This is a genomic window from Microvirga arsenatis (assembly GCF_009910705.1).
Lineage (GTDB): Bacteria > Pseudomonadota > Alphaproteobacteria > Rhizobiales > Beijerinckiaceae > Microvirga > Microvirga arsenatis.
This window is the reverse complement of record NZ_JAAAXJ010000001.1, coordinates 39,842-52,526: the sequence shown is the minus strand read 5'-3', so window position 1 is coordinate 52,526 and position 12,685 is coordinate 39,842. Positions and strand designations below refer to the sequence as shown.

The window sequence follows — 12,685 nt, the reverse complement described above, 5'->3', positions numbered from 1 at the left end:
GTGCGCTAGCCGCAAATAATCCCGGAAATGAGGATCGTTGCCGTGTTCATGAAGCCATCAATGCCTTTTCAGGCCGGAGACGTCAAGATTACCGATTTGGTAATCATGTTTAATTTGCAGGGCCGCATGAAACGCGTTCCGGCCAAGCGCGTTAGAGCTTTGTTCACGCACACTCGTGACATATTGGCACGAGTTCAACCAATGAGGTCTTCGATGCGCCGCGCATTCGCCATGCTCGGAATGGGTACTGTCGTGTTTTTTGCCGCCGCGTCCCTGACGCTGCTTCCCAACGGCACCAAGGCCTCCTCGACCGAAGCGACCTTCATGGTTCCCGCCGCCGACGGCTATGGCGTTGCGGAATGCCTCATCTCAAACCAGGCTTGTGGCCAAGTTGTGGCAAACGCCTGGTGCGAGGCCCACGGCTACGCCAGGGCCGTCGCCTTCCGGCAGGTCTCGCCCGACGAGGTGACGGGCACCATCCAGAAGGCGTCCCTTGGCCCGAAGCAGCCGCCGGTCTCCGTCACCTGCTCGAACTGAGGCCTCACGACCTCTTGGGCGGCCCCATCGGGGCCAGCAGGGTTCGGGCCGTCCCCAGGACGGCCCGCGTCACATCCGCCAGCAGAGGACCGACGATCCGGCTCTGCTGCCAGAACAGCGGCACCTCCAGGGGCTCCGACGGCTCCAGCGCGACGAGGCGCCCTGCCCGGATATGGTCCCGAACCACCGTTTCCAGGTTCATCCCCCAGCCCAGTCCCGCAAGAGCCGCATCCACGAAGGCCTGGGATGACGGCAGCCAGTGGACGGGCGGCCTGACATCCACGCCCAGCGCCCGCCGCAGCCAGATCGCCTGCAGCTGATCCTTCCGGCTGAAGACGAGGCACGGCGCGCCGGCCGCCGACCGCTCGTTCAGCCCATCCGGCAGCCAACGCCTCACGAAGTCCGGGCTGGCCGTCGCCAGATAGCGCAGGGTGCCCAGGGGGTGGGAATTGCACCCCTGGATGGGCTTGCCGTGCGAGGTCACGGCCGCCACCACCTCGCCGCGCCGCAGCCATTCGGCGCTGTGGTCCTGGTCGTCCACCACGAGGTCGAACAGGAAACCGTCCGTCTGGGCCATGGCCGGGATGAACCAGGTGGCGAGGCTGTCCGCATTGACTGCGATGCGAAGGGTCACCGGGCGGGTTTCGGGCTGGAGCCCGGGCAGGCTCTGGCGCAGGGAGCTTTCCAGGAGAGCCACCTGCTCCACGTGCTGGCACAGGCGCTGCCCGGCCTCGGTCGCCAGGCACGGCTGGCCCCGCACGACGAGAACGGCCCCGATCCGCTCCTCCAGGAGCTTGATCCTCTGGGAGACCGCCGAGGGCGTGACGCTCAGCTGCTCGGCCGCCCGCTCGAAGCTGCCGGTGCGCACCACGGCGGCGAGGGCGGAGAGGAGGGCGTAGTCCAGCATCGGATCAGTTTCTCTAAACCGGCTTGAGAGACTTTAACTGTCCTAATCCTAGAGCCCGCCCTAGGAAGCGTCGACTCCCTCCCGGACCATCGACATGACATCCCCTCTCCTTGCCGGCTTCCTCCTCGGTCTCAGCCTCATCCTTCCCATCGGGGCCCAGAACGCCTTCGTCCTGCGCATAGGCCTGCGCGGCGAGCATGTGCTGGCCGTGTGCCTCACCTGCGCGCTGTCCGATGCGGTGCTCATCCTGGCCGGGGTGTCCGGGTTCGCCCAACTCAGCGCAAGCCTGCCCTGGGCCGAGACGGTTCTGCTGTATGGCGGCGTCGCCTTCCTTCTCGCCTATGGCGCCCGCAGCTTCATGGCGGCGTTCAAGCCCGAATTCCTGAGGCCCTCCGAGGCGGCGCCGGGCGGGCTGCGCCGGGCGGTTCTCACCTGCCTGGCCCTCACCTGGCTCAACCCTCACGTCTATCTCGACACGGTGGTCCTGATCGGCTCGATCTCAACCCAGTTCGACGGGGGCAAGGGCCTGTTCGGCGCGGGGGCCGTGCTGGCCTCCTTCACCTTCTTCTTCTCCCTCGGCTTCGGCGCCCGCCTGCTCAAGCCCCTCTTCGCCCGGCCGGCCACATGGCGGATCCTCGAGGTCGCCATCGGGCTCATCATGTGGGCGACGGCCGCGAGGCTGCTGCTGAACGAAGGTTCTGTCTGAGGGGAGTTGCATACTCACCCGCACGTCATCACCGGCCTTGTGCCGGTGATCCCGATTGCTTGAAGCGCAGCGCTTTTCCGATCGGGATGGCCGGCACGAGGCCGGCCATGACGACCAGAGTAGTTCCTGTCCTCAACCGACCTCCAGGATTCCTGATGAATGTCCGACCGGCCCGTCTTCGCCCATCCTACTTGTTGAGCCACTCACCGCATTTCGGCGGCACTTCGGTGCCCCAGGGCATCAGGGGAACGGTCGAGGTGGAGTTCTTGGGCGAGCCCTCGATGGGCCGGTCCGAATAGACCATGTAGACCAGGGTGTTGCGCTTCACGTCGCAGCCGCGGACGATCTGCATCTTCTTGAAGATCAGGGACCGGCGCTCGCTGAACACCACGTCGCCCTGGCCGAATTTCTGCCTGAACTTCACCGGGCCCACCTGCCGGCAGGCGAGCGAGATGTCGGAGACCTCCTCCGCCACCCCCAGGGTGCCGGAGATGCCGCCGCGCTCCGGGGTCGTGTAGTGGCAGGCCACGCCCTCCACCGCGGGATCGTCGATCCCGTACACGGCGAGCTTGTCGTCGGGGGTGAGGGCCCGCCACACCGTGGACTTCTTGAAGATCAGGTCCGGCTCCTGGGCCGCGGCGCCGGTTGCGGCAGCCAGGGTAAGGGTCAAGCCTAAGGCGATTCGGGCAAGCATCGTCGGTTCGTCTCCCACCGTTACGCTCTCATGTGGGGATGGTTCAGGCCTTTGACGAGAGGCTATTCGGGCTGATGGCAGACGACGCAGATCTTGTTGCCGTCGAGATCGCGAAAGTAAGCGCCGTAGTAGTCTTTATGGTAATGCGGCCGCAGGCCCGGTCTGCCTTCGTCCGTTCCGCCCTGCTCCAGGGCTGCCGCATGGCACGCATCGACGGCGCTTCGCCTGGGCGCGAGCAGCGCGATCATGAACCCGTTGCCTGGGCTGGATCTCTCGCCGTTGAAAGGCTTGCCCACGAAGAACTGTGGTGGCCTGCCAGGCCCTGCCCAGGCTAGGTACGTGTCGTCGGAGTACACCATCTCAAGGCCGAGCGGGGCGAAAACCGCCTCGTAGAAGGCCCGCGCTCGGGCAAGGTCATTTGCTCCAACCGTCGTATGGGAGTACATGCAGGATCTCTTCGAAAGCCGCTGTCGCACGAAAGCTATACAGTTGCGGTCGAAGTGAGCAAGGCGTTATCACAATAGGGTCAAATTCGGGCGTCACATGACATGCCAGCCTGGCATATGGTGCCCTACGGACCGGTTCTGCGATCAGCTTCATGACAAAGACATCTTTTCTCCGCTCCCTCATCGCCCTGACGGCCTTCCTGGCCGCGGGGCAGGCGGCCCTCGCCCAGTCCGCGCAATGCCAACGCTTCCGGGCGGAACTGGCGGCCCTGGAGCGCAGCGGCGGCAACGCACCGACGGGCCAGATGCAGGCCCAGCGGGCGGAGATCAACCGCCTCGTCGCCTATTACCGCAACATCGGCTGCGAGCGCGGCCCCCTCGGCTTCCTGTCGGGCCCGGCCCCGGCCGAATGCGGCTCCATCGCCGGGCAGATCCGCCAGCTCGAGGCCGGCTATGCCCGCCTCGCCGCCCAGGCCGTCGACGCCGGCGAGATCGACGCCCGCCGCCGCCAGCTGCAGGTGGCCGTGCAGCAGACCTGCTCCGCCGATCCCCGCGGCTTCTTCGAGCAGCTGTTCGGCGGCCCGCGCCAGCAGCCCCAGCAGGAGATCATGCCCGAGGGGCAGCCGATCATCGCCGACGAGGGCCAGACCGCCATGGGCGGCGGGCGCCTGATCTGCGTGCGGACCTGCGACGGCTCATTCTTCCCCCTGACCACCCCGCCGGGCGGCGGCCAGAGCGCCAACGAGATGTGCCAGTCCCTCTGCCCCGGCACGGAGACCGTCGCCTATGCCTATCCGGGCGGCGACAACGGCCTCAGCCGGGCGGTCTCGCTCTCCTCGAACCAGCCCTATACGGCGCTGGCCAACGCCTTCAAGTTCCGCAAGACCTTCGACGAGAACTGCGCCTGCAAGAAGCCGAACGAGAGCTGGGCCGTCGTCCTGCGCAAGGCCGAGAGCATGCTCCAGCAGCGCAAGGGCGACCTGATCGTGACCGCCGAGAAGGCGGAGGAGCTGTCGCGCCCCAAGGTGCAGGCCGCGCGCAAGGCCGCCGACAAGAAGGCGGACGACGAGGCCAAGGAAGCCGCCGAGACCGCCGCCGCCGCCCCGACCGCGAGCCGGGAATCGGCGGGCATCGGCCCGCAATCGATCGAGACCGGCACCGTCGTCGCGAAGGGCGAGGGCGCGACCCGCGAGGTCGTGGCCGGCAACGGCCAGAAGCAGACGGTGCGCGTGATCGCCCCCAACGTGATCCCGGTTCCGAACGTCCAGAATTGAAAATTTCCCTAACGTCATGACCGGGCTTGTCCCGGTCATCTCGATACGAAAAGCGTCTTTCGGATTGGGATCACCGGCACAAGGCCGGTGATGAGGACGGAGGGGCGCAAGCGCCTCCATTCCGCACCTCGGCCTGCCATGTTATGACGCCGGCATGAAGCTGCTCGATTCCCCTCACCTGTCCCGGTCCGCCGGCGCGTCGGACCCCATCATCGCCGTGTCCGGCCTCTCCAAGACCTATGCCTCCGGCTTCCAGGCCCTGAAGACGGTCGACCTGGAGATCCGCCGCGGCGAGATCTTCGCCCTGCTCGGGCCGAACGGCGCCGGCAAGACGACGCTCATCAGCATCATCTGCGGCATCGTCAACCCGAGCACCGGCACGGTCACCGCCGACGGCCACGACATCATCCGGGACTTCCGGGCCGCCCGCACGAAGATCGGCCTCGTGCCGCAGGAGCTCACCACGGACGCCTTCGAAAGCGTCTGGGCCACGGTGACGTTCAGCCGGGGCCTCTTCGGCAAGCCGCCGAACCCGGCCTACCTGGAGAAGATCCTGAAGGACCTCTCCCTGTGGGAGAAGCGCGACAGCAAGATCATGACGCTTTCGGGCGGCATGAAGCGCCGGGTGATGATCGCCAAGGCGCTCTCGCACGAGCCCACCATCCTGTTCCTCGACGAGCCCACCGCCGGCGTCGACGTGGAGCTGCGGCGGGATATGTGGGAGATGGTCCGGCGTCTGAGGGACAACGGCGTCACGGTCATCCTGACCACCCACTACATCGAGGAGGCCGAGGAGATGGCCGACCGGATCGGGGTGATCAACAAGGGCGAGATCATACTGGTCGAGGACAAGCATGTGCTGATGCAGAAACTCGGAAAGAAGCAGCTCACCCTGCATCTGCAGAGCCCCTTGCCTTCCATTCCGCCCGAGCTGCAATCGGAGAACCTCAGCCTCTCCGCCGACGGCACCGAGCTCGTCTTCACCTTCGACACGCAGACCCAGGAGACGGGCATCGCCGGATTGCTGCGCCGCCTCAACGAGCACGGCATCGACTTCAAGGACCTGCGGACCTCCGAGTCGTCGCTCGAGGAGATCTTCGTCAGCTTGGTACGGGGGCGCGCATGAACCTCTACGGAATCAAGGCGATCTACCTGTTCGAGATGGCGCGCACCTGGCGCACGATCATGCAGAGCATCGCCTCGCCGGTGCTCTCCACCTCGCTCTATTTCATCGTCTTCGGCTCGGCCATCGGCTCACGCATGGCCAGCATCGAGGGCGTGAGCTACGGCGCCTTCATCGTGCCGGGTCTCATCATGCTCTCGATCCTGACCGAGAGCATCTCCAACGCCTCCTTCGGCATCTACATGCCGAAATTCACCGGCACCATCTACGAGATCCTCTCCGCGCCGATCTCGGCGGTGGAGACCGTGATCGGCTATGTCGGGGCGGCCGCCACCAAGTCGATCATCATCGGCACGATCATTCTCGTCACGGCGCGCCTCTTCGTGGATTTCTCCATCGCGCATCCGCTCTGGATGATCGCCTTCCTGGTGCTGACCTCCGTCACCTTCAGCCTGTTCGGCTTCATCATCGGCATCTGGGCCGACAGCTTCCAGAAGCTGCAGGTGGTGCCGCTGATGATCGTCACGCCGCTCGCCTTCCTCGGCGGCAGCTTCTATTCCATCAACATGCTGCCGCCCTTCTGGCAGACGGTCGCTCTCTTTAACCCTGTCGTGTATTTGGTCAGCGGCTTCCGCTGGAGCTTCTACGGCGTCGCCGACGTGGATGTGGGCATCAGCCTCGGCATGACGCTGGCATTCATGCTGCTCTGCCTCGCCGCCATCGGGTGGATCTTCAGGACGGGGTACCGGATCAAGGCGTAAGCATTGCGCGCTGTGCCCTCCCCCTTGCGGGGAGGGTGGCCGCGCCAGCGGCCGGGTGGGGGTCGGAAAGTCGAAACACTTTCCCCGAAGCCTGAAACGCAAGGCATGTACAGCGGCTGGCAGGGCCACCGCTCACCCGGTCGCGCCACCCCCACCCTTCATCCCTCCCCGCAAGGGGGAGGGAAACGCGCCAGCTTCTACGCCGCCTGCCCCGCCAGCCGCGCCCTCGCCCGCTCGGGTCCGATCAGCGGCAGCAGCGCGCCAAGCTCCGGCCCGTGGTCGAGCCCGGTGAGCGCGAGTCGCAGGGGCATGAACAGCGCCTTGCCCTTCACGCCGGTGGCGGCCTTCACGGCTTCCGTCCAGGCCTTCCAGGTGGAGGCATCCCAGGGCTCGCTCGGCAACACGTCCGCGGCAGCCCCGATGAAGGCGCGATCCTCGATCACCGGCGCCACGGGGCCGCGCACCACCTTCGCCCATTCCGCCGCATCGCGGAGCTTGGTCAGGTTGCCGCGCACGGCGTTCCAGAACGCCTCGCCCTCATCCGCTCCGAGCTGCGCCAGCCGCTCGCGGGCCGCCTCATAGGGCATCTCGTGGATGAGACGGGCGTTGAGGTGCTCCAGCTCGCTCTCGTCGAACTTCGCCGGCGCGCGGGAGATGTGGGAGAAGTCGATAAGCCTGGCGAGCTCGTTGAGATCGGCGATGGGGCGCACGGCCTCGGCCGAGCCGACCAGCACCGCGAGCGAGGCCACAGCCTGCGGCTCGAGACCGGCATTGCGCAGGCCCTTCACCGAGAGGTGGCCGAGGCGCTTCGACAGGCCCTCGCCGCTCGCCGTGATCAGCAGGCTGTGATGGGCGAAGGCGGGGGCGCTCGCGCCGAGCGCCTCGAAGATCTGGATCTGCACCGCCGTATTGGTCACATGGTCCTCGCCCCGGATCACGTGGGTGATCCTGAGGTCGATGTCGTCCACCACGGACGGCAGGGTGTAGAGATAGGTGCCGTCCTCGCGCACCAGCACCGGATCGGAGAGCGAGCCGCAATCCACGTGACAATGGCCGCGCACGAGATCGTCCCAGGTGACGTTGGTGGGATCGAGGCGGAAGCGCCAGTGGGGCTTGCGCCCCTCCCCTTCGAGCCTCGCCCGATCCTCGTCCGTGAGCTTCAGGGCCGCCCGGTCGTAGATCGGCGGCAGGCCGCGGGCGAGCTGGCGCTTGCGGCGGAATTCCAGCTCCTCCTGCGTCTCGTAGCAGGGGTAGAGGCGCCCGGCTGCCTTCAGCCGCTCGGCCGCGGCATCGTAGAGGGCGAACCGCTCCGACTGGCGCACGATCACGTCGGGCGGGATGCCGAGCCAGTGCAGGTCCGCCTCGATGGAATCCGCATATTCCTGCTTCGAGCGCGCCAGGTCCGTATCATCGAAGCGCAGGATGAAGGTGCCCCCCTCCCGCCGCGCATAGAGCGCGTTGAGCAGGGCGACGCGGGTGTTGCCGATATGGATGTGCCCGGTCGGGGACGGGGCGAAGCGGACGATGGGCTTGGACATGGGCCAACCCTATGGCGAAGGGCAGCGCGCCGCGCAAGAGCCGCTAAGCCCTTCACCCCGATGCCTCCTTGCTTTTCGCACGAGCCCTCCCGGGCCCGCCTGCGACCCGACCTGGGCCTTAAGACGCCTCAGATCGCCCGCGCGATCATCTCGACGGGAGCGATCGTGCCGCGTTCGAGAACGGCCATCACGTTGCCGATGCGCTCCGGCATGCCCGCGTCGAGGACATGGAGACCCAGGGCCGGCATGCCTTCCCTCGCGACCTTCTCGCGCATCTCGCGCCCCAACGTGAGGACGAAGTCGCGCCGGTTGCGCTCCTTCTCGATCTCGAAGCCGTTGGCCGCCAGAAGCCGTCGATAGGTCTCCGGCCGTTCGACAAAGCTCGTGGCCTGCGTCGCCGCCCAGGGCATGGGATAGGGAATCTCGCCCTCGCCGATCCGCATGATGTCATAGACGCCGAAGCGCGCGCCGGGCTTCAGGACGCGCCGAATCTCGGAGAAGAGCGTCGCCTTGTCGGCGATGTTCATTCCCACATGCATGAGCACGGCCCCCTGGAACGTGCCATCCTCGAAGGGTAGCGTCAGGGCGCTTCCCTGACGGAAGGAGACCCGATCCGCGAGCCCGCAGCGGCTTGTGAGCGAGGCCGCGACCCGGACGAACTCCTCCGTGAGATCGATCCCCGTCACCCGGCAGCCGAGCGCGACCGCGAGATGCCGCGCCGGCCCGCCGATGCCGGAGCCGACGTCGAGAACATGGGAATCGCGCGAGAAACCGAGTTCTCTCGCGAATTCGTCGGTTTCCGCGTACCAGCCGAGATGGAACTCGTCGATGCCCGAGAGATCCGTATTGGCGAGCTTGTCGGGGTTCTTCCCGCTCTTCGCCAGTGCGTCGAGGATCGCGCCTTCGAGCCCGCCTCGGGTATAGTGGCTTGCCACCTGCCGCTCGATGTCCATGGGATGTTTCCGATCGAGATTGCGCACGAGGCTCCAACCCTTTGCGCCCGTGCATGCTTCGCCCCTGGAATACCCACACGCCGCCGCCGGGAATTCACCCCCGGGAGCATGATCGACACAATGGACCCGCTTTGGCCCCAAAGTGAGGCAGACATGCCTGCCTACATGTCCGCGCCGCTCATCCGCGGCCTGCCCGTGGCGCGATCCAGGGCCTCGTCGGCCCGGTGCGCCTCCAGCCCTTGGTCGCGGTAGCGGTTGACGATGGGGTAGCGGCGGTCGCGGCCGAAGTTGCGGCGCGTGACCTTCACGCCGGGCGCCGCCTGCCGGCGCTTGTATTCGGCGGTGGAGAGCAGGCGCTCGACCTTCTTCACCGTTTCCAGGTCGTAGCCCCTCGCGACGATCTCGGAGACGCGCAGATCCTCCTCCACGAGCCCGCGCAGGATCGCGTCGAGGCTCTCGTAAGGCGGCAGCGAATCCTGATCCGTCTGGTTCTCGCGCAGCTCCGCGGAAGGCGCCTTGGTAAGGATGTTCTCGGGGACCACGATGCCGTCGGGACCCAGCGCCCCCTTCGGCTTCCAGCGGTTGCGCAGGCGCGCCAGGCTGTAGACCTCCGTCTTGTAGAGATCCTTGATCGGATTGAAGCCGCCGTTCATGTCGCCGTAGATCGTGGCGTAGCCCACCGACATCTCGGACTTGTTGCCGGTTGTCACCACCATGGACCCGAGCTTGTTCGAGATCGCCATGAGCATGGTGCCTCGGGCGCGGCTCTGGAGGTTTTCTTCCGTAATGTCCCGCTCCCGCCCTGCAAACAAGGGCTGCAGCGCAGCCTCGAAACCCTCCACGGGTTCGGCAATCGGCAGGATGTCGTAGCGCATGCCTAGCCCCCTGGCGCAGGCCTCCGCATCGCGCAGGGATTCCGGCGAGGTGTAGCGGTAGGGGAGCATCACGCCATGCACCCGCTCCGGCCCGAGGGCATCCACCGCCATGGCGGCGCAGAGCGCGGAATCGATGCCGCCGGAGAGGCCCAGCACCACGCCAGGAAAGCGGTTCTTCTCCACGTAGTCGCGCAGGCCCAGGACGCAGGCGGCGTAGTCGGCCTCCTCGCCCTCCTCCGCGAGGGCCATGGGCGCCTCAAGGCAGGCCCAGCCCTCGTCCCCCTTCTCCCAGGCGGTGAGCGCAATGGCCTCCTCGCAGGCCGGGAGCTGGCCGGCCAGCGAGCAATCCGCATTGAGGACGAAGGAGGCCCCGTCGAAGACGAGCTCGTCCTGGCCGCCCACCTGGTTGAGGTAGACGAGCGGCAGGCCGCTCTCGGTCACCCGGGCGGCGGCGATGTTGAACCGCTCCTCGGTCTTGCCCCGCCAGTAGGGCGAGCCGTTGGGCACCAGCAGCATCTCCGCCCCGGTCTCGGCGAGGCACTCGACCACGTCGCCTGCCCAGATGTCCTCGCAGATCGGGAGCCCCAGGCGGATGCCGCGGAAGTTGACCGGCCCCGGCAGGGGACCGGCCTCGAAATTGCGCTTCTCGTCGAAGACGCCGTAATTGGGCAGATCGACCTTGAAGCGGACGGAAACCGTGCCGCCGTCGAGGAGCGCATAGGCGTTGTAGAGGGCCCCCTCCTCCCGCCAGGGCAGGCCAATGAGGACGCCCGGACCGCCCTCCGCCGTCTCGCGGGCGAGGCGCTCCAGCGCCGCCCGGCAGGCATCCTGGAAGGCGGGCTTCAGCACGAGGTCCTCGGCGGGATAGCCCGCCAGGAACTGCTCGGAGAACATGACGAGATCCGCCCCCATCCGCGACGCCTCCGCGCGGGCCCTGCGAGCCTTCTCCTCGTTTCCGGTCACGTCGCCGACGATGGGGTTGAGCTGCGCGAGCGCGATCTTGAGCTTTTTCTGGGCCATGGCGGACAAGGATTTAGCGCGCTCCCGAAGGGGCAGCAATGGAGCGGGGTATTCCAGCTCGCGCGCCGGCAAATTCATGCCCGGCGATCACATCTGCGGAACTCGCAACAGCCCAGTTCGTTGTCCCCACACGAATTACATGGGAGACTGACATGTTGAAAGGCGGCTTGCTTTGGCTCATCGGCATTCCTCTGCCGATCATCCTGATCCTTTTCTTCATGGGATGGCTGAGCTGAGTTCGATTACTGTAGTGTAGCGTATGCGTAAAAGAAAAAGGGGCGCCGGAAGCGCCCCTTTTTCTTAGTCCGACCAATCCTTTATTCCGCCGCCAGGGCGGTGGGCTGTTCCCTTGACTGGCGCTCGCGCTTGATGAGCTCCGAGGTCAGGAACGCGATTTCCAGCGCCTGCTCCGCGTTGAGGCGCGGGTCGCAATAGGTGTGATAGCGGTCCGAGAGGTCCGCATCGGTGAGCGCGCGGGCGCCGCCGGTGCATTCGGTCACGTTCTTGCCGGTCATCTCCAGGTGGATGCCGCCCGCATGCGTCCCTTCCGCCTGGTGGATGGCGAAGAAGTCCCGCACCTCGCCCATGACGCGCTCGAAGGGCCGGGTCTTGTAGCCGGAGGCCGCCTTGATGGTGTTGCCGTGCATCGGATCGCAGGACCACACCACCGTGCGGCCTTCCTTCTGCACCGCGCGGATCAGGCCCGGCAGGTGATCGGCCACCTTCTCGGCGCCGAAGCGGCAGATCAGGGTCAGGCGGCCGGCCTCGTCGGTGGGGTTCAGGGCGTCGATGAGCCGGAGCAGCCCGTCGGGCGAGAGCGACGGGCCGCATTTGAGGCCGATCGGGTTCCTGATGCCGCGCATGTATTCCACATGGGCATGGTCCACCTGGCGGGTGCGGTCGCCGATCCAGAGCATGTGGCCGGAGGTGGCATACCAGTCGCCGGTCGTGGAATCGACGCGGGTCAGGGCCTCCTCGTAGCCGAGCAGCAGGGCCTCGTGGCTGGTGTAGAAATCCGTCGAGCGCATCTCGGGATGCGTCTCGGGATCGATGCCGATGGCCCGCATGAAGTTCAGGCTCTCGGTGATGCGCTCGGCCAGCTCGCTGTAGCGCGAGGATTGCGGCGAATCCTTCACGAAGCCGAGCATCCAGCGATGGGCGTTCTCGAGATTGGCATAGCCGCCGGTGGCGAAGGCGCGGATCAGGTTGAGCGTCGCGGCCGACTGGCGATAGGCCATGAGCTGGCGGCGCGGATCGGGCGTGCGGGCCTCCGGCGTGAAGGCGATGTCGCTGATGATGTCGCCGCGGTAGCTCGGCAGCTCCACCCCGTCGATGGTCTCGGTCGGGGCCGAGCGCGGCTTGGCGAACTGGCCGGCCACGCGGCCGACCTTCACCACGGGCGAGCCGCCCGCATAGGTGAGCACGACGGCCATCTGCAGGAACAGGCGGAAGAAGTCGCGGATGTTGTCCGCCGAATGCTCGGCGAAGCTCTCGGCGCAGTCGCCGCCCTGGAGCAGGAAGGCCTCGCCCTTGGCGACCTTGGCGAGGTCGCGCTTCAGCTTGCGGGCTTCGCCCGCAAAGACGAGCGGAGGAAAGCCGGCGAGCTGCTGCTCGACGCTCTCAAGCGCCTCAAGGTCCGGATAGGCCGGAACCTGCTGGATCGGCTTGTTTCTCCAGCTGTCGGGCGTCCACCGCTCGGTCATGACACAAACCCCCGTGTCCTTTCTTCGATGCTCATCGTGCGCCGCAACAAGCGGCATGGAACGGCACCTATACACGACATGAACGAAAAGGCGAGTGCGTCGGAGCGACACCATGCCTGGGGAGAACGCATGCCGCGGCAATTCGGCC

Annotated in this window: 12 protein-coding genes; 5 read left to right on the top strand and 7 right to left on the bottom strand. The window is 66.6% G+C overall.

The genetic code is table 11. The features are described 5' to 3' along the window. Positions 1 to 213 precede the first annotated feature (213 nt). Positions 214 to 537, top strand: a complete 324-nt coding sequence (locus GR303_RS00255; protein WP_161723238.1) for a hypothetical protein — start codon at positions 214 to 216, stop codon at positions 535 to 537. A gap of 4 nt (positions 538 to 541) precedes the next feature. On the opposite strand, the gene GR303_RS00250 is transcribed toward GR303_RS00255, so the two are convergent. Beyond that, positions 542 to 1,444 carry a LysR family transcriptional regulator ArgP gene (locus GR303_RS00250; protein ID WP_161723237.1) on the bottom strand — a complete coding sequence of 301 codons (903 nt, stop codon included), beginning with the start codon at positions 1,442 to 1,444 and terminating at the stop codon, positions 542 to 544. A gap of 94 nt (positions 1,445 to 1,538) precedes the next feature. Here GR303_RS00250 and GR303_RS00245 point away from each other — a divergent pair, with 94 nt between their 5' ends. Beyond that, complete coding sequence (locus GR303_RS00245) at positions 1,539 to 2,150, top strand: LysE/ArgO family amino acid transporter (RefSeq protein WP_161723236.1); 612 nt, start codon at positions 1,539 to 1,541, stop codon at positions 2,148 to 2,150. Positions 2,151 to 2,337: 187 nt separating this feature from the next. On the opposite strand, the gene GR303_RS00240 is transcribed toward GR303_RS00245, so the two are convergent. Next, on the bottom strand, positions 2,338 to 2,844 hold the full coding sequence (locus GR303_RS00240) for a CreA family protein (protein ID WP_161723235.1): 507 nt from the start codon (positions 2,842 to 2,844) through the stop codon (positions 2,338 to 2,340). Between the two features lie 62 nt (positions 2,845 to 2,906). Then, entirely contained in the window at positions 2,907 to 3,290 is a 384-nt protein-coding gene (locus tag GR303_RS00235; RefSeq protein ID WP_161723234.1) for a VOC family protein, read from the bottom strand. A 152-nt stretch (positions 3,291 to 3,442) separates the two neighbouring features. Here GR303_RS00235 and GR303_RS00230 point away from each other — a divergent pair, with 152 nt between their 5' ends. The 3 genes from GR303_RS00230 to GR303_RS00220 all read left to right on the top strand — a co-directional run bounded on the left by GR303_RS00230 (position 3,443) and on the right by GR303_RS00220 (position 6,448). Next, positions 3,443 to 4,564, top strand: coding sequence for a DUF2865 domain-containing protein (locus tag GR303_RS00230; protein ID WP_161723233.1), 1,122 nt, complete (start codon positions 3,443 to 3,445; stop codon positions 4,562 to 4,564). Positions 4,565 to 4,718: 154 nt separating this feature from the next. Next, a complete protein-coding gene (locus tag GR303_RS00225) occupies positions 4,719 to 5,690 on the top strand; it encodes an ABC transporter ATP-binding protein (protein WP_161723232.1) in 972 nt (323 codons plus the stop codon). Beyond that, entirely contained in the window at positions 5,687 to 6,448 is a 762-nt protein-coding gene (locus tag GR303_RS00220; RefSeq protein ID WP_161723231.1) for an ABC transporter permease, read from the top strand. The genes GR303_RS00225 and GR303_RS00220 overlap by 4 nt, the downstream gene beginning before the upstream one ends. Before the next feature lie 197 nt (positions 6,449 to 6,645). Here GR303_RS00220 and gltX read toward each other — a convergent pair whose 3' ends face one another. The 4 genes from gltX to GR303_RS00200 form a co-directional block, all read right to left on the bottom strand. Next, positions 6,646 to 7,986: a glutamate--tRNA ligase gene (gene gltX / locus GR303_RS00215; RefSeq protein WP_161723230.1), complete on the bottom strand. Its 1,341-nt coding sequence runs from the start codon at positions 7,984 to 7,986 to the stop codon at positions 6,646 to 6,648. Between the two features lie 128 nt (positions 7,987 to 8,114). After that, positions 8,115 to 8,966: a class I SAM-dependent methyltransferase gene (locus GR303_RS00210; protein WP_343038448.1), complete on the bottom strand. Its 852-nt coding sequence runs from the start codon at positions 8,964 to 8,966 to the stop codon at positions 8,115 to 8,117. Between the two features lie 134 nt (positions 8,967 to 9,100). Beyond that, the gene (locus GR303_RS00205) at positions 9,101 to 10,834 is read right to left on the bottom strand and encodes an NAD+ synthase (RefSeq protein ID WP_161723229.1); all 1,734 of its coding nucleotides are present in this window, start codon (positions 10,832 to 10,834) and stop codon (positions 9,101 to 9,103) included. Positions 10,835 to 11,151: 317 nt separating this feature from the next. Beyond that, complete coding sequence (locus GR303_RS00200; protein WP_161723228.1) at positions 11,152 to 12,537, bottom strand: class II 3-deoxy-7-phosphoheptulonate synthase; 1,386 nt, start codon at positions 12,535 to 12,537, stop codon at positions 11,152 to 11,154. Positions 12,538 to 12,685 lie beyond the last annotated feature (148 nt).